At 74.7% G+C, this 20,301-nt stretch carries 19 protein-coding genes; 8 read left to right on the forward strand and 11 right to left on the reverse strand.

Translation table 11 applies throughout. From position 1 onward, the window contains the following. Window positions 1–20 precede the first annotated feature (20 nt). A complete protein-coding gene (locus CLV35_RS19505) occupies window positions 21–665 on the forward strand; it encodes a PilZ domain-containing protein (protein ID WP_121195175.1) in 645 nt (214 codons plus the stop codon). On the opposite strand, the gene CLV35_RS19510 is transcribed toward CLV35_RS19505, so the two are convergent. Genes CLV35_RS19510 through fabG form a run of 3 tightly spaced genes read right to left on the reverse strand, consistent with a single transcriptional unit; the run spans window position 662 to window position 2,651 of the window. Beyond that, window positions 662–1,141, reverse strand: coding sequence for a SixA phosphatase family protein (locus CLV35_RS19510; protein WP_183062090.1), 480 nt, complete (start codon window positions 1,139–1,141; stop codon window positions 662–664). The genes CLV35_RS19505 and CLV35_RS19510 overlap by 4 nt on opposite strands. A 16-nt stretch (window positions 1,142–1,157) precedes the next feature. Further along, entirely contained in the window at window positions 1,158–1,925 is a 768-nt protein-coding gene (gene fabI / locus CLV35_RS19515; protein ID WP_121195177.1) for an enoyl-ACP reductase FabI, read from the reverse strand. Between the two features lie 9 nt (window positions 1,926–1,934). Continuing rightward, window positions 1,935–2,651 carry a 3-oxoacyl-ACP reductase FabG gene (fabG, locus tag CLV35_RS19520; protein WP_121195178.1) on the reverse strand — a complete coding sequence of 239 codons (717 nt, stop codon included), beginning with the start codon at window positions 2,649–2,651 and terminating at the stop codon, window positions 1,935–1,937. A 107-nt stretch (window positions 2,652–2,758) separates the two neighbouring features. Here fabG and CLV35_RS19525 point away from each other — a divergent pair, with 107 nt between their 5' ends. The 3 genes from CLV35_RS19525 to CLV35_RS19535 are packed head-to-tail and all read left to right on the forward strand — an operon-like array spanning window position 2,759 to window position 5,355. Continuing rightward, a complete protein-coding gene (locus CLV35_RS19525; RefSeq protein ID WP_121195179.1) occupies window positions 2,759–3,112 on the forward strand; it encodes a DUF3099 domain-containing protein in 354 nt (117 codons plus the stop codon). Between the two features lie 37 nt (window positions 3,113–3,149). After that, window positions 3,150–4,343 (forward strand): polysaccharide deacetylase family protein, encoded by a 1,194-nt coding sequence (locus tag CLV35_RS19530; RefSeq protein ID WP_121195180.1) that lies wholly within the window; start codon window positions 3,150–3,152, stop codon window positions 4,341–4,343. Window positions 4,344–4,374: 31 nt separating this feature from the next. Further along, window positions 4,375–5,355, forward strand: a complete 981-nt coding sequence (locus CLV35_RS19535; RefSeq protein ID WP_121195181.1) for an NAD-dependent epimerase/dehydratase family protein — start codon at window positions 4,375–4,377, stop codon at window positions 5,353–5,355. Here CLV35_RS19535 and CLV35_RS19540 read toward each other — a convergent pair. Both CLV35_RS19540 and moaA read right to left on the reverse strand, forming a co-directional pair. Next, window positions 5,247–8,591 (reverse strand): proline dehydrogenase family protein, encoded by a 3,345-nt coding sequence (locus CLV35_RS19540; RefSeq protein ID WP_121195182.1) that lies wholly within the window; start codon window positions 8,589–8,591, stop codon window positions 5,247–5,249. The two genes, CLV35_RS19535 and CLV35_RS19540, sit on opposite strands and share 109 nt — an antisense overlap. A 7-nt stretch (window positions 8,592–8,598) precedes the next feature. After that, a complete protein-coding gene (moaA, locus tag CLV35_RS19545; protein WP_121195183.1) occupies window positions 8,599–9,594 on the reverse strand; it encodes a GTP 3',8-cyclase MoaA in 996 nt (331 codons plus the stop codon). Between the two features lie 26 nt (window positions 9,595–9,620). On the opposite strand from moaA, the gene CLV35_RS19550 reads away from it, so the two are divergent. After that, entirely contained in the window at window positions 9,621–10,454 is an 834-nt protein-coding gene (locus CLV35_RS19550) for an SURF1 family cytochrome oxidase biogenesis protein (RefSeq protein WP_121195184.1), read from the forward strand. Here the strand turns inward: CLV35_RS19550 and CLV35_RS19555 are convergent. Beyond that, complete coding sequence (locus CLV35_RS19555) at window positions 10,386–11,150, reverse strand: SDR family oxidoreductase (RefSeq protein ID WP_121195214.1); 765 nt, start codon at window positions 11,148–11,150, stop codon at window positions 10,386–10,388. The two genes, CLV35_RS19550 and CLV35_RS19555, sit on opposite strands and share 69 nt — an antisense overlap. A 99-nt stretch (window positions 11,151–11,249) precedes the next feature. On the opposite strand from CLV35_RS19555, the gene CLV35_RS19560 reads away from it, so the two are divergent. Further along, the gene (locus CLV35_RS19560; RefSeq protein WP_121195185.1) at window positions 11,250–11,669 is read left to right on the forward strand and encodes an SRPBCC family protein; all 420 of its coding nucleotides are present in this window, start codon (window positions 11,250–11,252) and stop codon (window positions 11,667–11,669) included. A gap of 5 nt (window positions 11,670–11,674) precedes the next feature. Next, the gene (locus CLV35_RS19565) at window positions 11,675–12,088 is read left to right on the forward strand and encodes a hypothetical protein (protein WP_231122078.1); all 414 of its coding nucleotides are present in this window, start codon (window positions 11,675–11,677) and stop codon (window positions 12,086–12,088) included. Window positions 12,089–12,093: 5 nt separating this feature from the next. On the opposite strand, the gene CLV35_RS19570 is transcribed toward CLV35_RS19565, so the two are convergent. The 4 genes from CLV35_RS19570 to CLV35_RS19585 all read right to left on the reverse strand — a co-directional run bounded on the left by CLV35_RS19570 (window position 12,094) and on the right by CLV35_RS19585 (window position 18,819). Next, a complete protein-coding gene (locus CLV35_RS19570; protein ID WP_121195186.1) occupies window positions 12,094–13,980 on the reverse strand; it encodes an ABC transporter ATP-binding protein in 1,887 nt (628 codons plus the stop codon). A 107-nt stretch (window positions 13,981–14,087) separates the two neighbouring features. Beyond that, entirely contained in the window at window positions 14,088–14,306 is a 219-nt protein-coding gene (locus tag CLV35_RS19575; protein WP_121195187.1) for a helix-turn-helix domain-containing protein, read from the reverse strand. Between the two features lie 118 nt (window positions 14,307–14,424). Further along, on the reverse strand, window positions 14,425–16,041 hold the full coding sequence (locus CLV35_RS19580) for an ABC-F family ATP-binding cassette domain-containing protein (RefSeq protein ID WP_121195188.1): 1,617 nt from the start codon (window positions 16,039–16,041) through the stop codon (window positions 14,425–14,427). Between the two features lie 108 nt (window positions 16,042–16,149). Continuing rightward, window positions 16,150–18,819, reverse strand: a complete 2,670-nt coding sequence (locus CLV35_RS19585) for a diguanylate cyclase domain-containing protein (protein ID WP_183062091.1) — start codon at window positions 18,817–18,819, stop codon at window positions 16,150–16,152. Window positions 18,820–18,945: 126 nt separating this feature from the next. Between CLV35_RS19585 and CLV35_RS19590 the strand changes: the two genes are divergently transcribed. After that, window positions 18,946–20,205, forward strand: a complete 1,260-nt coding sequence (locus CLV35_RS19590; protein WP_147432022.1) for a glycosyl hydrolase — start codon at window positions 18,946–18,948, stop codon at window positions 20,203–20,205. Here CLV35_RS19590 and CLV35_RS19595 read toward each other — a convergent pair. Beyond that, window positions 20,202–20,301: integrase core domain-containing protein (locus CLV35_RS19595; RefSeq protein ID WP_147432023.1), on the reverse strand; the 100-nt coding region annotated here is incomplete at its 5' end. The two genes, CLV35_RS19590 and CLV35_RS19595, sit on opposite strands and share 4 nt — an antisense overlap.

Raw genomic sequence — 20,301 nt, forward strand, 5'->3', positions numbered from 1 at the left:
CGGAGCAGGGGGGCACGTCGATGAGCGAGCAGGTGCAGCGCAAGGGTGCGCCGGGCGACCCGATCACGGGCAGCGCGGTCGCGCTGGTCCCCGTGGGAGACGCCCGGCTGCTGACGGGCACGCTGCTGCGCTGGGAGACCCCCGCGCCGGGCAGCCCCGTCGGCACTCCGGTCACCCTGACCGTCGACATCAGCCCCACCAACGCCCGCGGCGGCGCCTTCCCGGTCTGGGCGACGGTCCTCGCCGCCGGCGGCGACTCCCTCGTCGTCTCGGCCGAGGCGACGCCGACCGAGACCTCGACCGTGGTGTCGCTGACCGGCTCGGTCGCCGTGCGCGAGCCCCGCCGCCGCAACGTGCGCGCCGCCGCCCACGTCGACGTCGACCTGACGGTCAAGGGCATCGCCGGGCGCATCGCCGGGCGCACCCTCGACCTGTCGGCGGGCGGCTGCCGCGTCGCGCTCGACACCGGCGAGCAGGAGCTGCCGGCGATGCGCGAGGGCGAGTCCACCGACATCGTCATCCACCTCGACCGGGCGAACCGGCCGCAGATGAGCGGCCACGTCCACGCGGTGCGACCGGGCGGGCAGATCGTGATCCGCTTCGACTCGGTGCCGCAGCCCGTGGCCGAGCAGATCGAGCGCTACGTCTACGCGACGCTGCCCTAGGCGCGGGGCGTCTCCAGCGAGACCAGGCGGCACGCGAACGCCGGGGTGTCGGCCCACGCGCTGGGCACCTCGACCACGGCGACCGAGCTGGTGGCGAGGTCGGACGGCTCGCTGGTCAGCTCGCCGACCAGCAGGCTGAGGCCGGGGTTGTGCCCGACCAGCGCGATGACGTCCTCGTCGTCGTCGAGCCCCCGCACGACCCGGAGCAGGTCGCCGAGCGAGGCCTCGTAGACCGCCTCGTCGACGACGGTGGTGGGGCGCTCGTCCCACGCCGCCACCAGCGCGTCGACGGTCTGCCGGGCGCGCAGCGCGGGCGAGCCCACCACGAGCCCCGGGCGCCCCACGTGCTCGGCCACCCACTGCCCGGCCGCGGCGGCGTCGGCGCGCCCCTGCCGGGCCAGCTGGCGGTCGATGTCGTCGGTGCCGGGCGCGGCGCGCTCGGCCTCGCCGTGCCGGACGACGACCAGGGTGGGCACGGCTGCTCCCCCGGCCTCAGGCGCCGATGGCGTGCACGCCGCCGTCGACGTGGACGATCTCGCCCGTCGTCGCCGGGAACCAGTCCGAGAGCAGCGCGCACACGGCGCGGGCAGCCGGCTCCATGTCGGCGGTGTTCCAGCCGAGCGGCGCGCGGGTCGCCCAGACGTCGGTCAGCTGGTCGAAGCCCGGGATGTGCTTGGCCGCGGTGGTGCCGAGGGGCCCGGCGGCGACGAGGTTGACGCGCACGCCGCGGGGGCCGAGGTCGCGCGCGAGGTAGCGGGCGGTCGACTCGAAGGCGGCCTTGGCCACGCCCATCCAGTCGTACTGCGGCCAGGCGACCGTCGCGTCGAAGTCGAGGCCGACGACCGAGGCGCTCTCGCCGAACAGCGGCGCGCAGGCCATCGTCAGGGCCTTGAGCGAGTAGGCCGAGGTGTGCAGGGCGACGGCCACGTCGTCCCACGGCGTCTCGAGGAACCGGCCGCCCAGCGCGGACTGCGGCGCGAAGCCGATCGAGTGGACGACTCCGTCGAGGCCGTCGACGTGCTCGCGCAGCGCGTCCGCCAGCCCGTCGAGGTGCTCGGTGCTCGTGACGTCGAGCTCGACGACGGGCGCCTTCTGCGGGAGCCGGCCGGCGATCGCGGAGGTGAGCCGCAGCGCCTTGCCGAACGAGGAGAGCACGACCTGCGCGCCCTGCTCCTGCGCGATGCGGGCCGCGGAGAAGGCGATCGAGCTCTCGACGAGCACTCCGGTGACGAGCAGGCGCTTGCCTTCGAGGATTCCCATGGCTGCAGGCTAGTGGCCCATGCCGAGGCCGCCGTCGACGGGCACGACGGCGCCGGTGACGTAGGCGGCGTCCTCGCCGGCCAGGAAGCGCACGACCGCCGCGACCTCCTCGGGGCTCGCCAGGCGCTTGAGGGGCACGGAGCCGAGGATCTCGGTGCGCCGGGCGTCGCTGAGCTGCGCGGTCATGTCGGTCTCGACGAAGCCGGGCGCGACGACGTTGACGGTGATGCCGCGAGATCCGACCTCGCGGGCGAGCGAGCGGGCGAGCCCGACCAGGCCCGACTTCGACGCCGCGTAGTTGACCTGCCCCGCGCTGCCGCTGAGCGCCACGACCGACGAGACGAGCACGATGCGGCCGCGCTTGAGGCGCAGCATGCCGGCGGCCGCGCGGCGCGCGACGCGGAACGAGCCGGTGAGGTTGGTGTCGAGCACCGAGGTGAAGTCCTCGTCGGGCATGCGCATCACCAGCTGGTCCTTGGTGATGCCCGCGTTGGCGACGGCCACCTCGACCGGGCCGTGGGCCTCCTGCGCGGCCTCGAACGCCGCGTCGACCGCCGCGGTGTCGGTCACGTCGGCGCGGACCCAGGTCACGCCCTCGGGCGCGTCCGCCGGCGGCTCGCCCGAGCGGTAGGTCGCGGTCACGGAGTCGCCCGCCTCGACCAGTGCCCGCACGACGGCGAGCCCGATGCCACGGTTGCCGCCGGTGACCAGCGCGGAGCGACCCATCGAACCTCCCACAGTGCGGCAGCGACCCGGCGACGCAGCCCGCAGGACCCTACCGCCCCGCCCGGTCCTGAGGTGCCGGGCGCACCGCGCGGACGTACGGTTGAGGGGTGGTGAGGACCCAGCGACCGCGCACCGAGCCGGTCTACCAGATCACCGGGGTCGCGCCCGGGCTGCAGCAGGACATCGCAGCGCGCTCCCGGCGCTACGCGTGGAGCATGGGGCTGCGCTCCGTGTGCTTCGTGCTCGCTGTCGTGACCACCGGGTGGGTGCGCTGGACCTTCGTCGGCCTGGCGATCGTCCTGCCCTACATCGCCGTGGTCGTCGCCAACGCCGGTCGCGAGCCGAACCGCCCGATGCCCGCCGTGCACCAGCCGGTGCCCCAGCGCCTGGCCCTCGAGGCCCCGCGCGAGCTCGGCGCAGGTCCGGGCAGCGTGCGCGCCACGCGCCCGCCCGCAGCCTGAGCGGCTGGCGGAGGGCGCGCCTGCTACAACATCGGCCATGCCCGACCTCGACCGCCCCGTCGTCGCCTTGACCTTCGACGACGGCCCATCCTCGTTCCGCCCGCGCACCCTGGAGGTGCTGCGCGAGCACGGCGTGCCTGCGACCTTCTTCGACGTCGGCGCCCGCGTGCGGGCGAACCCGCACCTCGTGGCGTTCGCCGCAGCGGAGGGGCACCTGGTGCTCAACCACACCGACACCCACCCGCGCCTGGCCGACCTGCCCGACGAGCAGGTGCGCAGCGAGGTCCGGGAGACCGAGCAGGCGTTGGCCGCGGCCGGGGTCGAGCCGGCCTTCAAGGCGGTGCGGCCGCCGTTCCTCTCCACCGACGAGGGGGTGCGCGGGGTCCTGTCCGACCTGGGCTACCTCGAGGTCCTGGCGACCTTCGGCGTCCCCGACTACGACCCGGCGACCACCGCCGAGCAGATCGTGGCGGAGGTGCTCGAGAAGGCCGAGCCAGGCGCCGTGGTGGTGCTCCACGACGGCGCCATCGACAGCGGCGCCGGCGCAGCGACCGTCGAGGCCCTGCCGGCCATCATCACCGGCCTGCGCGAGCGCGGCTACGAGCTCGGGCTGCTCGACGCCTCCGGCTCGGCCGTGCCCGCCACGCTGCAGCACCGGAGCGACCCCGTCCCTCCGGTCCAGGCGCCGGTCCCCTACCGGCCGCTCGTGCACGAGTCGCCCGAGCCGCCGGCCCCCTGGGTCGTCAGCGTCGGGGTCGGCCCGGGTGCCGTCGAGGCGATGTGGCGCGACTACTGCACGGCCACCGGCGCCGACCCGGACTCCCTGGACGTCGCCACCGCGTTCGGCGACAGCCCCGCGATGGCCGACCAGCTCCTCGAGCTGGTGCTCCACGGGCCCAAGCGCGCGACGGCCGGGCTCCTCGCGGACTTCGACGCGGGGACGCCGCTCCCGAGCGTCGGCGCCCACTGGATCGTGCTCGACGGCACCGGCGCCCCGGCGTGCGTGCTGCAGACCACCGACGTGCGCACGGGCCTGCTCGGCAGCGTCGACGACGCCTTCGCCCTCGACGAGGGCGAGGGCGACCGCACCCGCGGCGACTGGCTGGCCGGGCACCGGCGCTACTTCGAGCGCCAGGGCGAGCGGCGCGGCACGCCCTTCGACGAGACCACCGAGCAGGTCGTGTTCGAGCGCTTCCGCGTCGTGTGGCCGCCTGAGGTCGCCGACCGCTGAGCCCCGGAGCCGGGTCGCGTACGTTGTCGCGATGCGCATCGCGGTCATCGGCGGCACCGGGCACATCGGCACCTACCTCGTCCCGCGGCTCGCCGCCGCCGGGCACGAGGTCGTCTCCCTCTCGCGCGGCCAGCGGGAGCCGTACTCCTCCTCGGCCTGGTGGAGCCGGGTCGAGACCGTGCAGGTCGACCGCGACGCCGAGGACGCGGCGGGCACGTTCGGCCGGCGGGTCGCCGAGCTCGACGCCGACGTCGTCGTCGACCTGCTCTGCTTCACGCTCGACAGCGCCCGCCAGCTGACCGACGCGCTCGAGGGGTCAGGCACCTCCCTGCTCCACTGCGGCACGATCTGGGTGCACGGCCCGAGCTCCGAGGTGCCGGCCGTGGAGGACCAGCCCCTGCACCCCACCAGCGACTACGGCCGCGCCAAGGCGGAGGTCGAGGAGCACCTGCTGACGCTGTCCCGGCGGGGACGGCTGTCCAGCACCGTCATCCGCGCGGGCCACATCACCGGCCCCGGCTGGGCGCCGATCGGCCCGGCCGGCAACCTCGAGCTCGACGTCTTCGGGGCCCTCGCCCGCGGCGAGGAGGTCGTGCTGCCGAACTTCGGCCTGGAGGCGCTGCACCACGTGCACGCTGCCGACGTCGCCCAGGCGTTCGCCCTCTGCGTCGAGGCGCCGGAGGCCGCCCGCAGCCAGGCCTTCCACGTCGTCGCCGAGCGGGCGGTGACCCTGCGCGGCCTCGCGACGGCGGTCGCCTCGTGGTTCGGTGCCGAGCCGCGGCTGCGCTTCGCGCCGTTCGACGAGTTCGCTGACGAGGTCGGCGCCGACGTGGCCGCGGTGACCCTCGACCACATCTCGCGCAGCCCGGTCATGAGCATCGAGAAGGCCCGGCGCGCGCTGGGCTACGCGCCGCGCTGGACCGCTCTCGAGGCGGTCCACGAGGCCCTCGTCCGGCTGGTGGCCGACGGCCTCGTCGACACCGGCGGCCGGACGCCGGCCACGTTGCCGTAGCGGTGCAGGGTGCGGCTGATGCTCTGCTCGCGCACCCAGTGGCGGAGCTCCGCGCGACCGTAGGCGCTGACCGGGTCGTCGTCGACCGACGTGCCGGCAGCGTGGCAGGCGCGCCGGAGCGGGTCCGAGTCCCCGCCGAGGACGCGTACGCGGTCCACCGCACCCGCGCGCCAGGCGGCCACCGCGGCGTCCTCGACGGAGGCGTCGCTGAGGAGCACACGCGTACCCGCCAGACCGGCGGCGGCGAGAGCCAGCGAGACGTCTCGGCTCGCCGTCGCGGCGTCGACGCGGAGCAGCACACCGCGCGGGAGCGGGCGGTGGCGCAGGACGTTCGACTCGGCCTCCAGCCCGCTCGGGTCGCTGTCCGCGCCGAGCTGGCGCCACGCCTCGGCGTAGTCGTCGGCCACGTCGGGACCGTCGAGGCAGCGCCCGAGGCTGAGGACGTAGCCGGGGCCGCCTGCCTTGACGCCCCTGCCGACCGACGACCGCTTCCAGCCGCCGAAGGGCTGCCGCTGCACGACGGCTCCGGTGGTGTGCCGGTTGACGTAGGCGTTGCCGACCTCGACGTGCTCGAGCCAGTAGTCGACCTCGGAGTCGTCGAGGCTCCAGATCCCTCCGGTCAGGCCGTAGGCGGGCGCGTTCTGCAGCTCGACCGCGTGGGCGAGGTCGGTGGCGCGCATGACGCCGAGCACCGGCCCGAAGCACTCGGTGAGGTGGAAGCTCGACCCCGGGGCGACGCCGGTCTTCACGCCGGGCGTCCACGTCGTCGGCCCGAGCTCGCGGGGCTCGACCAGCCAGCGCTCCCCCGGCTGCAGCGTGCGCAGGGCGTCCGCGAGCGGGCCCCGGGGCGGGGCGACCAGCGGTCCCACGACCGTGGCCGGGTCGCTCGCCGGGCCCACGCGCAGCGTGGTCACCGCGTCGCGCAGCCGCTCGTGGAACGCCGGGTCGTCGTAGACCGCTGCCTCCACGATGGCCAGGCTCGCGGCCGAGCACTTCTGGCCGGCATGCCCGAATGCGCTGCGCACCAGGTCCTTGATCGCGCCGTCGAGGTCGGCCGTCTCCGTGATGACCATGGCGTTCTTGCCCGACGTCTCGGCGTGCAGGCGCAGCTGCGGCTTCCAGCCGAGGAAGAGCTGGGCGGTGTCCCACGAGCCGGTCAGCACCACCGCCGCGACGTCGGGGGAGGTGACCAGGCGCCGACCGGCGTCGTCGTCGCCGCACGGCACCAGCTGCAGCACCTCGGGCGGCACTCCGCCCGCCCAGCACTGCTCGACGAGCACGCGCGCCGTGCGCACCGTCTCCGGCGCGGGCTTGAGGACCACCGTGTTGCCTGCAGCCAGCGCTGCCAGGACGCCACCGGCCGGGATCGCGTAGGGGAAGTTCCACGGCGACGCGACCACCACGACGCCCAGCGGCACGAAGCGGGTGCCCGCCGACGCCATGCGGTCGAGCTCCCGCGTGCTCGCGGCGTAGTAGCGGGCGAAGTCGATGCCCTCGGAGACCTCGGGGTCCGACTCCCCCACCGTCTTGCCGCCCTCGGCGGCCATGACGGCGATCGAACGGCCCCGCCGGCGAGCCATGACCTCGGCCACCGACGTGAGCACCCGCCGCCGGTGCTCCGTGGTGGTCTGGGACCACTCCAGGAGCGCCGCGCGCGCACGAGCGACCGCGAGGTCGACGTCGGTGACGGTGACGCTGACGCTGACGCTGACGGCAGGCTCGTCGGCGGCGCCGGCCGACGCGTGGTCCCGCAGGCTCTGCTCGACCCACGACCTGTTGCGGGCCAGGGAGAAGTCGGTGTCCGGCTCGTTGGTGAAGGGTGCTTCGGCGTCGAAGGAGACCAGCTCGGTGAGCCGGTCCTGCCTGCGCCGCGGCTCGGCCCGCACGGAGTGCCGGTCGCGGACGGACGCCACGAAGCGGTCCCGCTCCACCGTCCACTGCTCCGACGCCGTCGTCAGCGAGAACTGGTGGTTGAGGAAGTTGTCCGGCGAGGCGTTCTCGTCGAGCCGGCGCGCGAGGTACGCGGTGGCGCTGAGCAGGTCACCGGCCTCGGCGACGGGTGCGTAGAGCAGCAGGGAGCCCGCCAGCTCCGCCGTCTCGAGCGCGAGCCCCTCGGCCATGCCCTCGAGCATCTCCGGCTCGACTCGGGCCTCGGCGCCGGAGTCCGACCGGCACACCAGCGCCCAGGCGAGGTCGAAGACGTTGTGGCTGGCGACGCCGACCTGCAGGCAGTCGGAGAGGCGCGGGTCGAGCGCCAGCTCCAGCAGGCGCTTGTAGTTGGCATCGACCTCCGCCTTGGTCGCGAAGGGCGCCTGCTCCCACCCGTGCAGGTCGGCGTCGACGCGCTCCATGGCGAGGTTGGCGCCCTTGACCAGCCGGACGCGGGTGCGACCTCCGCCCGCGGCGCGCCGGGCGGCCGCCCAGCCGGCCAGCTCCTGGAGGACTCCGACCGAGTCGGGCAGGTAGGCCTGCAGCACGATCCCGGCGTCGAAGTGCCGGGCGGCCGGCTCGTCGAGGGCGCGCATGACCGCGTCGGCGGTCAGGTGGAGGTCGCGGTACTCCTCCATGTCGACCGTCACGAGCGTCGGCGGGTCCCGGCGGGCGGCCGCCGCGTAGAGCTCGCCCAGCCGCTCGCTGACGCGGGCCACGCCGTCGTCGTAGGCGAGCACGTCGAGCTGCGCGCACAGCGACGTCGCCTTCACCGAGACCGCGGTGACCTCGGGCCAGCTCATGCGCTCGAGCACGGCGTCGAGCCGGCGGCGCGCCTCCGCCTCGCCGAGGATCGCCTCACCGAGCACGTTGACGTTGAGCCGGATCCCCTGGGCCGCCCGGCGACGCGCGTGCTGCGCGTAGTCCGCGTGCCCCGCCGGCAGGACCACCGCTGCCGTCTCGGCCCGGACCCTCGCCGACACCAGCGGCATCGTGAGCCGGGGCAGCCACGGGGCCGCGGCCGCGCCGGCGTGCAGCAGGACCGAGTCGACCGCGCCCGACCAGGAGACAGCGCCGGAGAGGTCGAGCCGCGCGAGCTGGCGCGCAGCGCGCGCCGGCCGGCGCACGCGCAGGACCCGGTCGGTCAGGTCGAGCAGCAGCGCCCGGCCGCGCGGGTCGGCGAGCAGGCGGCCGAGGCGCCGGCGCCGGGAGCGGGCAGCCCGGGGCTCACGGACCGCCGCCCGCTCCTGCAGCCGGGCAGCGAGCTGCACGGCCTGCTGGACCGCGCGCTCGCCGTCGGCGGCCACCGGGGGCTCAGCCGCCGATCGCCGACATGGGCCGGGGCGGCTGGAGGAAGCCGGGCTCGTCGATCCCGTGGCCCGGCAGCTTGGCCGCCACCGAGCCGCGCAGGATGTCGGCGAGCGCCTCGTCGGGCGCGCCGGAGCGCAGGGCCCCGCGCAGGTCGGTCTCGCCGCGGGCGAACAGGCAGTTGCGCACCTGGCCGTCGGCCGTGACGCGCAGCCGGTCGCAGGCGCCGCAGAAGGGCCGGGTCACCGAGGCGATGATGCCGACCGTGCCGAGCACGACGCCGCCGCGAGAGACCACGAACCGCTCGGCCGGCGCGCTGCCGCGCAACGCGCTCTGGTCGACCTCGACGTCGAAGTCCTGGCGCAGCAGGGCGAGCGTCTCGTCGGCGGTCACCATCTCGCTGCGCTCCCAGGCGTGCTGGGCGTCGAGCGGCATCTGCTCGATGAAGCGCGGCTGGTAGCCCTCGGCCAGCGCCCAGCCGACCAGGTCGGCCGCCTGGCCGTCGTTGACGCCGCGGAGCAGCACCGCGTTGATCTTCACCGGCGAGAGTCCGGCCTCGCGGGCCGCCGCGAGGCCGGCGAGCACGTCGGCCAGCCGGTCGCGCCGGGTCATGGCGGCGAAGGTCGCCGGGTCGACGGTGTCGAGCGAGACGTTGACGCGGTCGAGGCCGGCCGCGGCGAGTTCGGCCGCCGTGCGGGCGAGCCCGATCCCGTTGGTGGTGAGCGAGAGCACCGGACGGTCGGGCAGCGCCGCCAGCCGTGCCACGAGCCCGATGATCCCGCGGCGCAGGAGCGGCTCGCCGCCGGTGAGGCGCACGTCGCGGATCCCCAGCCCGACCGCCACGCGCACGACGCGGACGAGCTCGTCGTCGGTGAGCGTGTCGCTGCGCGAGAGCCAGTCGAGCCCCTCTTCGGGCATGCAGTAGGAGCAGCGCAGGTTGCACCGGTCGGTGACCGAGAGCCGCAGGGAGGCGGCCACGCGTCCGTACCGGTCGACCATCATGGGTCCAGAGTAGGTAACGTTCGAGCGTGCTGCGCACCCTCCGGCAGCCGCGATGGATCTGGCTCACGCTGGCGGTGGTCGCGGTGAGCCTCCTGTTCGCCCGTCTCGGGCTCTGGCAGTGGCACCGCGCGCAGGCCAAGTGGGCGTCCAACGACGCGGTCACGACTCGCGCGCACGCCACTCCCGTGCCCGCGCAGTCGCTGCTGAGCACCGACCGCAAGCCCGGGAAGCGCGACGAGTGGCGCCAGGTGAGCCTCACCGGCACCTACGACGTCGCGCACACGGTGCTGCTGCGCAACAGCGTCGAGGACGGCGACCGCGGCTACGAGGTGGTCGTGCCCCTGCGCCCGGCGAGCGGGCCCGCGCTGCTGGTCGACCGCGGCTTCATCCTGGCCAACGGCACCGCGCTCGCCCTGCCGGCGGTCCCGCCGCCGCCGTCGGGCGAGGTGACGGTCGTCGGCCGCGTGCGTCCGCCCGACAAGGGCAGCCTGCAGCTGAGCGAGGAGACCTCGACGCCGACGGTCAAGCGGCTGGTGCCCCGCGAGATCGCGCAGAGCCAGGGCGTCGGCCCGGTCTACGACGCCTACGTCGAGCGGAGCAGCGAGACGCCGACCGCGAGCGGCACCCCGCGCGAGCTCGACCTGCCGAGCGCCGACGTCGGGCTGAACCTCGCCTACTTCGTGCAGTGGTACGCGTTCATCCTCGTCGCCGTCGGCGGCTGGTGGGCGCTGCTGCGCCGTGACGTGCGCGACGCCGAGGCCGCGGCGCACGCCCCCGACGTGGCGCCGGGCTCAGAGGCTCCGGAGCATGCCGCCGTCGACGGGGACCATGGCACCGTTGACGTACGACGCGGCGGGTGAGAGGACGAACGCGGCGACCTTGCCGAACTCGGCGGCCTCGCCGTAGCGGCCCAGCGGGATCTGGCGCTCCCACTCGCGGCGGCTGCTGACCGGCCGGCCGCCGCTGGACTCGAGCTCGCGCAGCCGCTCGGTGTCGATGCGCCCGGGCATGAGGCCGTTGACGCGGATGTGCCGCGACCCGAGCTCGTCGGCCATCGTCTTGGCCGTCATGGCGAGCGCGGGACGGAAGGCGTTCGACAGGGCCAGCCCCTCGATGGGCGACTTCACCGAGGTCGAGAGCACGAAGGCGATGGAGCCGCCCTCCTCGCCGATCTCGTGGGCGGTCGCCCGAGCCATGTGCAGCGGGCCGAGGAACACCGAGTCGAAGGCCGAGCGCCACTGCTCGTCGGCCAGGCCGACGACCGTGCCGGTGGGCGGGCCGCCGACGCTGACCAGAGCGCCGTCGAGCCGGCCGTACTTCGCCATGGACGCGGCCACGAGCCGCGAGGTCGTGGCGGGGTCGCCGATGTCGCCGGGCACGGCCAGCGCGTGCTCGCTGCCGCCGAGCCGGTCGGCGGCGGCGCGCAGCGCGTCCTCGTCGCGCGAGCACAGCGCGACGCGCGCGCCGTCGGCGACCAGCGCCTCCGCGGCGGCGAAGCCGAGCCCCCGGCTCGCACCGGTCACCACGTAGACACGACCCTCGAGACCCAAGTCCATGCGCACATAGTGCCGCAGCCGGAGGCGCGTCGGGAGCAGCCGCACCGGGTAGGCAGCGGCCACGCGCACAGACCCCGCGCACGACACGGAGGGACCACCATGGAGTTCGAGCACTCGAGAGTCCTGCCGGCGTCGGCCGAGCAGGTCTTCGCCGTCGCCTCCGACATCACCCGCATGGCGCGCTGGCTCCCGACGACCGACCTGGTCGAGCAGGACTCCCCCAACCACCTGCACGTGGAGGGCGAGCGCAGCTCCCGCCACTACGAGGGCGACGGCGTGTTCGACGTCAGCCCCGACCAGCTGCGCGTGGAGTGGGGCAGCGACCGGACCGGCGACTACGCCGGCTGGCTGCAGGTGCACCACCAGGCCGACGAGGCCAGCGCGGAGGTCGTGCTCCACCTCTCCTTCCTCGACGAGCTCGACGAGGACTACCGCCGCAAGGGCAGGGGCGAGGCCGTGGAGCAGGAGATGACCGACGCGCTCGAGCGCCTGGAGGCCGAGGTGCGCGGCTCGGCCTGACCCGCGTGGACGCCTCCACGGCGCTGCTGGCCGCCAGCGCGCTGCACCTGGGCTTCCAGTCCGTGGTGACGCTGGTGGTCTACCCGGCGCTCGCCGACGTGCCGCCCGGCGCCTGGGCGGCGGCGCACAACGCGCACTCTCGCCGCACGACCGTCGTCGTGGCCCCGGTCTACGTGCTGCTGGCGGCGAGCTGCGCGTGGCTGCTCGCCGCCGGCCCACGAGGGGGCTGGGAGCTGCTGGCGTGCGCAGGCGCGGCGCTCGCCGCGCTGACGACGGCGTTCGTGGCCGCACCGCTGCACGGCAGGCTCGGTCGCGCGGGCCCGGCACCGCGTACGCTGCGCCGCCTCCTGCGCGCCGACCGCGTCCGCCTCGCCGGGGCCCTGGTGGCCGCCGCCGGCGCCCTCGTCGCCCGCTGCTGAGCCGGTCAGGCGACGGGCTCCGCGGGCACCTCGGGCTCGGCGAACTGCGTGGCGTGCAGCTCGGCGTAGAGGCCGCCCAGCGCGATGAGCGACTCGTGGGTGCCCCGCTCGACGATGCGCCCGTCGTCGACGACCAGGATCTGGTCGGCGCCGCGCACGGTCGAGAGCCGGTGGGCGACGACGATGCTGGTGCGGCCGGCGAGCGCGGTGTCGAACGCGCGCTGCACCGCCGCCTCGGACTCGGAGTCGAGGTGCGCGGTGGCCTCGTCGAGGACGACGATGCGCGGCGCCTTGAGGAGCAGGCGGGCGATGGCCAGGCGCTGCTTCTCGCCGCCGGAGAGCCGGTAGCCGCGGTCGCCGACCACGGTGTCGAGCCCGTCGGGCAGCGAGGCGACCAGGTCCCAGACCTGGGCCGCGCGCAGCGCCTCGACGAGGTCGGACTCCCGCGCGCCGGGGCTGGCGTAGAGCAGGTTGGCCCGGATCGTGTCGTGGAACATGTGCGCGTCCTGCGTGACCACGCCGATGGCGCGGCGCAGCGACGCCTGCGTGAGCTCGCGGACGTCGCGGCCACCGACGCGTACGCTGCCGGCCGTCGCGTCGTAGAGGCGGCTCACGAGCGCGGTGACCGTGGTCTTGCCGGCGCCGGACGGGCCGACCAGCGCGACGAGCTGGCCGGGCTGGACGTGGAACGAGACCCCGCGCAGCACCTCCGCCGAGGGCGCGGCGTCGAGGGCGGAGACCGACTCGAGCGAGGCCAGCGACACCTCGTCGGCGCTCGGGTAGCGGAACGACACGTCGTCGAGCTCGACGCTGGCGGGCGCGTCGGCGGGGAGGTCGACCGCGTCGGGCCGGTCGGCGACCATGGGCGCGAGGTCGAGCACCTCGAAGACGCGGTCGAAGCTCACCAGCGCCGTCATGACGTCGACGTGGACGTTCGACAAGGCGGTGAGCGGGCCGTAGAGCCGGCCGAGCAGGGCCGACAGCGCGACCAGCGTGCCGACGCCCATGGAGCCGCTGATGACCAGGTTGCCGCCGATGCCGTAGACCAGCGCCGTCGCGAGGGCCGCGATGAGGGTCAGCGCGGTGAAGAAGACCCGCGCGTACATCGCCGAGACGACGCCGATGTCGCGCACCCGCGCGGCCTTGGCGCTGAAGTCGTCGCGCTCCTCGTCGAGCCGGCCGAAGATCTTGACGAGCAGGGCGCCGGAGACGTTGAAGCGCTCGGTCATCGTCTGGCTCATCGAGGCGTTGATGGTCATGGCCTCGCGCGTGATGGTCTGCAGCTTGGTGCCGACCCAGCGGGCGGGGAAGACGAACAGCGGCAGCACCAGCAGCGCCACCACCGTGATCTGCCACGACAGGAACAGCATCGTCGCCAGCACGAGCACGAGGCTGACCACGTTGCTCACGACCGCCGACAGCGTCGAGGTGAACGCCTGCTGCGCACCGATGACGTCGTTGTTGAGGCGGCTGACGAGCGACCCGGTCTGCGTGCGGGTGAAGAACGCGACGGGCATGCGCTGCACGTGGTCGAAGACCCGGCTGCGCAGGTCGAAGATGAGGCCCTCGCCGATGCGCGAGGAGAACCACCGGTTGAGCAGGCCCACGACCGCGTCGACCAGGGCGAGCCCGGCGACGGCCACGGCGCCCCACACGACGACCGAGCGGCGCCCGGGGGTGACGCCGCTGTCGATGATCACCTTGAACAGCAGCGGCCCGGTGACGGTGATGACCGCGTCGACGACGACGAGGACGAGGAACAGGACGAGGTCGCGCCGGTAGGGGCGGCCGAAGGCGGCGATGCGGCGCAGGGTCTCGCGCGAGACGCTGCGCCCGCTCGCAGCGCCCGTGCGCGTGTAGGAGCGCAGCGCCATCCACTGCTGGTGCGACATCCGGCCTCCTGGTGCTCCCGCGGACCTCGGGTCAACGCGGGTCCACCTCGCGACGCTTCCCGTCCGCCGGCGCTTTCGCGGTCAGCGGACGGGAAGGCGTGCTGCGGTCAGGAGGCCTTCTTGGTGCGCGTGGCACCTCCGCGGCCGCGGAGCTCGACGCCGGACTCGGTGAGCATGCGGTGGACGAAGCCGTAGGAGCGCCCGGTCTCCTCGGCGAGGGCGCGGATGCTCACGCCGGTGGAGTACTTCTTCTTGAGGTCGCCGGCGAGCTTGGCCCGGTCGCCGCCCGTGACCCGCGCGCCCTTCTTCAACGTCTCTTCGGCCACTCGTTCCTCCGCCGCTCGTCACTGGTCCGGCCACTGGTCGTCGTCCGACGTCCGTGTGGCTGGTGTGTACCCCGACGACGGCGCCGAACACGCAGATCAGGGGGCGAAAGCGAACAGGTCAGGCGAGGGTGACGAGGTCGGCGTAGGAGGGGTTCCAGAGGTCCTCGACGCCGTCGGGCAGCAGCAGCACCCGCTCGGGGTCGAGCGCGTCGACCGCTCCCTCGTCGTGGGTCACCAGGACCACCGCGCCCTTGTAGCCGGCGAGCGCGGCGAGCACCTCGTCCCGACTGGCGGGGTCGAGGTTGTTGGTGGGCTCGTCGAGCAGCAGCACGTTGGCGGCCGAGACGACCAGCGTGGCCAGCGCCAGCCGGGTCTTCTCGCCGCCGGAGAGCACGCCGGCCGGCTTGTCGACGTCCTCGCCGGAGAAGAGGAACGACCCGAGCACCCGCCGCGCCTCGACCTCGGGCAGGTCGGGCGCCGAGGAGCGCATGTTCTCGAGCACGGTGCGCTCGGGGTCGAGCGTCTCGTGCTCCTGGGCGTAGTAGCCCAGCCGCAGTCCGTGCCCCGGCAGCACCTCGCCGGTGTCGGGCGCCTCGGTGCCCGAGAGCAGGCGCAGCAGCGTCGTCTTGCCGGCGCCGTTGAGCCCGAGCACGACGACCCGGCTGCCCTTGTCGATGGCGAGGTCGACGTCGGTGAAGATCTCGAGCGAGCCGTAGGACTTCGAGAGCCCCTCGGCCATGATCGGGGTCTTGCCGCAGGGGGCGGGGTCGGGGAAGCGCAGCTTCGCGACCTTGTCGGAGGCGCGGACGTCCTCGAGCCCCGACAGCATCCGCTCTGCGCGCCGGGCCATGCCCTGCGCCGCCTTGGCCTTGGTGGCCTTCGCGCCCATCTTCGCGGCCTGCGCGAGCAGCACGCCCGCCTGCTTCTCCGCGTTCTGGCGCTCGCGCTTGCGGCGGCGCTCGTCGGTCTCGCGCGCGGTGAGGTAGGCCTTCCAGCCCAGGTTGTAGGTGTCGATCGTCGCGCGGTTGGCGTCGAGGTGGAGCACCCGGTTGACGCACGCCTCGAGCAGGCCGACGTCGTGGCTGATCACCACCAGCCCGCCCTTGTGGGCGGCCAGGAAGCCGCGCAGCCAGACGATCGAGTCGGCGTCGAGGTGGTTGGTGGGCTCGTCGAGCAGCAGCGTGGTGTCGGCCATGTCGGAGCCGGTGCCGGAGAACAGGATGCGCGCGAGCTCGACGCGGCGGCGCTGCCCGCCCGACAGGGTGTGCAGCTGCTGGCCGAGGACCCGGTCGGGCAGCCCCAGGCTGGAGGCGATCGTCGCGGCCTCCGCCTCGGCGGCGTAGCCGCCCTTGGCGGTGAACTCGCCGTCGAGCCGGGCGTAGCGGCGCATGCCCTTCTCGTGGGTCGCCGGGTCGTCGCTGGCCATCATCTGCTCGGCCTCGCGCAGGCCGGTGACGATCTCGTCGAGCCCGCGGGCCGAGAGGATGCGGTCGCGGGCCAGCACGTCGAGGTCGCCGGTGCGCGGGTCCTGCGGCAGGTAGCCCAGGGAGCCGGAGCGCGTCACGGTGCCGGCGGCCGGCTGCCCCTCGCCGGCGAGGACGCGGGTCAGCGTGGTCTTGCCGGCGCCGTTGCGGCCGACGAGCCCGACCCGGTCGCCCGCGGCGACGCGGAAGGAGACGTCCTCCATCAGGATGCGCGAACCCGCGCGCAGCTCGAGGCCGGTGACGGTGATCACGGAAGGACTCCAAGAGGTCGTACGACGTGGGACAGCGAGCCGGGACCGACCGGCTGCTACGGCGTACGGCGGGGCATGACCCCAGTCTATGCGAGCGGGGCCTGCGCCTCAGGCGGCGCAGCGGTAGGTCGCCTTCCCGGCCGCCTTCGCCGCGTACATCGCCTCGTCGGCGCAGCGCAGGACCGCCTCGACCGCGCTGCTGCCGTCCAGGGGCGCGGCCACCCCGATGCTGGCCGACACGGTGACCGAGGTCGCGCCCAGCTGCACCGGGCGCCCGATCGCGTCCTGGAGGCGCTGCGCCGCGCGCTCGGCCTCGGGGCGCCCGGCGGTGCCGTCGAGCAGGACCGCGAACTCGTCGCCACCGAGCCGGGCCGCGGTGTCGCCGCCGCGCAGCACCTCCTCCATGCGCCGGGCCACCTCGACCAGCAGCTCGTCGCCGGCGGCGTGCCCGAGCGTGTCGTTGACGGCCTTGAAGCCGTCGAGGTCGATGAAGAGCACCGCGCCGCCGGTGCCGCCCTCCGCGGCGCGCTCGACCGCCGCGGTGAGCCGGCGCAGGAACAGGGCGCGGTTGGGCAGGCCGGTGAGCGCGTCGAACGACGCCTCGTGGCGCAGCTGCTCCTCGAGGGTGCGCCGGGCGTGCACGTCGGTGAGGGAGCCGACCAGCCGGACCTCTCCTGACGGGGAGACGACCCGCAGGGCCCGTGACAGCATCCAGCGCCAGCCACCCGCACCGGTGTGCAGCCGGTGCTGCGCCTCGAGCGCGGGCACGCGGCCCTCGACGGTGTCGTCGAGGGCGGCCTGCAGCGCCGGCAGGTCGTCGGGGTGCACGCGCCCGAGCCACTCGTGCGGCCCGGTCGACAGCGCGCCCGCCGGGACGCCGACGAGGTCGGCCCAGCGCGGTGAGAGGTAGATCGCGCCGGCGGAGAGGTCCCAGTCCCACAGGCCGTCGTTGGCGGCGGCGGAGGCGAGGGCGTAGCGCTCCTCGCTCGAGCGCAGGCCCTCGGCGAGCTGGCGCTCGCGCAGGACCGCTGAGGCGAGGTCCTCGCGCTGGCGGCGCAGGTCGGCCACCATGCGCTCGTGCTCGAGCGCGACCGCGAGCAGGGCGGCCCACTGGTTGGCGGTCTCGCGGCCGGTGGCCACCTGCGCCTCGACCGGCCCGACGGTCGCGAGCAGCCCCCAGCGCCTGCCCGCGCCGGCGCCCGTGCTGCCCGTCGAGACCGGGATCACGAAGGCCACGTCGCCCTGGCGCCGCGCGGCGGCCAGCAGGTCGGCGGGCGGGAACTGGCGCGCGGAGAACTCACCGCCGAGCAGGGCCTGGCGGTCGACGCCGCTCTCCCCCGTCTCGTCGTAGACGCCGTCGACGCGCAGGCGCGCCCCCGCCCAGGCCGCGAAGCAGCCGGACCGCGCACCCGTCGAGCGCAGCCACGACAGCGAGCGCGGGTCCACCCGGTCGCTCTGCAGCAGGTCGACGCTGATGGCGTACTGGCTGTGGAGCAGGCCTGCGAGGTGGGTGAGCTCGTCGTAGTGCCGGCGGCGCCCGTCGCGCGACAGCACGCGCAGCAGGCGCAGCAGCAGGTCGTCGACCCGGTCGGCGACCTCGGGCGCGACCGCTCCCCCGGGCACGAGCACGGTCGCGAGCCGGGTGACGTGGCGGCGCAGCGCGAAGGCGAGCTCACCGGCGCGCTCGGCGTCGGGCGCCGCCCGGTAGACCTCCTCGAAGGCGGCGCGCAGCTGCTCGACCTCGAGCTCGCCGCCGGCGAGCAGCGCCCGCGCCGCGGTGTCCGCCGCGCGCGCCGCCCGCTCGGCGACGGGACGCACCGCCGCGTACCCGCCGGCGACCTGGAACAGCTCGTCGAGCAGCACCTGACGCGCATCGCGGCCTCCGGCCTCCGGGCCGCGGACCACGACCTGGTCGCAGCCGCAGGACTCGCGGCGCACGAAGCGGGTGGGCACCGGGTGGGTGCCGGTCGGGCGCTCGCCGCGGACCTGCGCCAGCAGCAGGCCGGTGGCGCGCGCGCCGAGCAGGTCGAACTGCAGGCTGACCGACGCGAGCGAGGGCGTGCGCGAGGCCGCCTCGTCCATGTCGTCGAAGCCCACGACGGCCTGGCGGCCCGGGACCGGCACGTCGGCCTCGGCCAGCACGTCGAGGACGCCGAAGGCGTTGAGGTCGGTGGCGCAGACCACCGCGGTCGAGGGCAGCCCGCGCTCCAGCATGGTCGCCGCGGCCGCGCGGCCGCCGGCGAGCAGGTTGTCGGGCGCCTCGAAGAACAGCTCCTCGCCCGGCACCAGGCCCGCCGCGCCGAGCGTGTCGAGGTAGGCGTCGTAGCGGGCGCGCATGTCGCTCTGCACCAGGTTGCCGACGAAGCCGATGCGGGTGTGGCCGTGCGCGAGCAGGTGCTCGACGGCCTCGCGCACGCCGGTGGCGTTGTCAGGGACGACGCGGGGGCGGCCGGGCACCTCCTCGGCGGTGCTGACCAGCACCAGCGGGCGGCCGGCGGCCACGATCGAGTCCAGCTGGGCCGCGCTGACCGCGTTGACGACGCTGACGTAGCCGACGACGTGCTCGGCGGCGATGTCGAGGTCGTAGGCGGGCGGCTCGACGTACTCGGCGTGCGTGTTGCCGGCCTCGAGGGTCTGCAGCGCCACGACCCCGCGGTCCCCGGCGGCGTCGGCGATGCCCTGGAGCAGCGCGCCGTAGTAGAACCCGCCGACGAGGGGCGAGAGGACGCCGACGGCTCCGCCGGGAGCGGTGCCGGGCTCCTGCTGCTGGTCGGCCATGGCACCTCCTCGGGGCGTCGCTGCGGCCGGGACACCTCGTCCATCGGCAGGGCAGTGACGGAGGTGACCGGTTTCGACCGCAGTGCGGAGTGAACCCGGGCGCCCCCCGACCCGCTCAGTCATGGTGTGAGCCTCTTGCACCGACCCGTACGGGCCCTGTCCGCCGCCCTCGCCGCGCTCGCGAGCCTCTGCCTCGTCGTGGGAGCCGCCGATCCTGCGCACGCCGCGACCCCGCCGAAGATCTCGCCGCTGCTCTTCGGCATGCACGAGACCGACCTGGCCGACGCCCAGTTCCCGTCCAGCCGCCCGGGCACCGTGCGGCTGTGGGACACCGGCACGCTGTGGCGCGACGTCGAGAAGAACCGCGGGCGCTACGACTGGACCACCCTGGACCACGCCGTCGCCACCGTGCGCGCGAACCGCTCGCAGGCCCTGCTCGTGCTCGGCCAGACGCCGCAGTGGGCGTCGAGGACCCCCAACGCCAGCAGCCCCTACGGCCCCGGCGCCTCGGGCATGCCGAAGGCCATCGCCTACTGGCGCGAGTACGTCACCGCGGTCGTCAAGCGCTACAAGGGCCGCGTCAAGGCCTACCAGATCTGGAACGAGCCGAACGTGGTCACGTTCTGGACCGGCACGCCGGCCCAGATGGTGCAGCTGACCAGGGAGGCCGCAGCGATCGTCAACCGCTACGACCCCGGGGCGACCGTGGTGAGCCCGTCGTTCGCGACGCGCCTGCGCACCAACCTGCCGTGGATGGAGCAGTGGCTGCGCGCCGGTGGCGCCCGCTACGTCGACGCAGTCGCGCTGCACCTCTACCCGCTGCCCTCCGGCGGTCCCGAGACCTCGATCACGCTGCTCGGCAAGGCCCGGACGATCCTGGAGGAGTACCGCGTGACGAAGCCGGTCTGGAACACCGAGATCAACTACGGCGCGGGCGTGGGCGGTGCGCCGCCGCGGCACTACTCGGGCTCGGCCAGCGCCGCGTACGTCGCGCGCACGTACCTGCTCAACGCCGCGAACGGCGTCGCCCGCGCCTACTGGTACGGCTGGAACACCTCCGGCATCCTCGGCATCCCGATGACCCGGGGGGGCGAGCCGACCCCGGCCGGGAAGGCGTACGTCTCCGTGCGCTCGTGGATGGTCGGGTCGCGGCTCTACGGCTGCAGCTCGGACCGGCTCGGCACCACGCGCTGCATCCTGCGCTTCCCCGGCTCGTGGGGCCAGGTCGTCTGGAACTCGCACAAGGCCTACGGCGTCCGCGCGCCCGCCGGCACGGTGAGCGTCAACAACCTCGACGGCACGTGGCGCTCGGCCCGCCGCGGCGGGCGCGTGCAGGTCAGCGCGCTGCCGGTGATGATCCGTACGACTGTGCGCCCGCCCGCCTAGTTGTACTGCTCGGAGACGTTGGTGCAGCGGTCGATCGGTGGCTGGTTCCCGAGGGCGGTGTGAGGCCGGTGGTGGTTGTAGTGGTGGAGCCATGCT

This window comes from Motilibacter peucedani, assembly GCF_003634695.1.
Classification (GTDB): Bacteria; Actinomycetota; Actinomycetes; order Motilibacterales; family Motilibacteraceae; genus Motilibacter; species Motilibacter peucedani.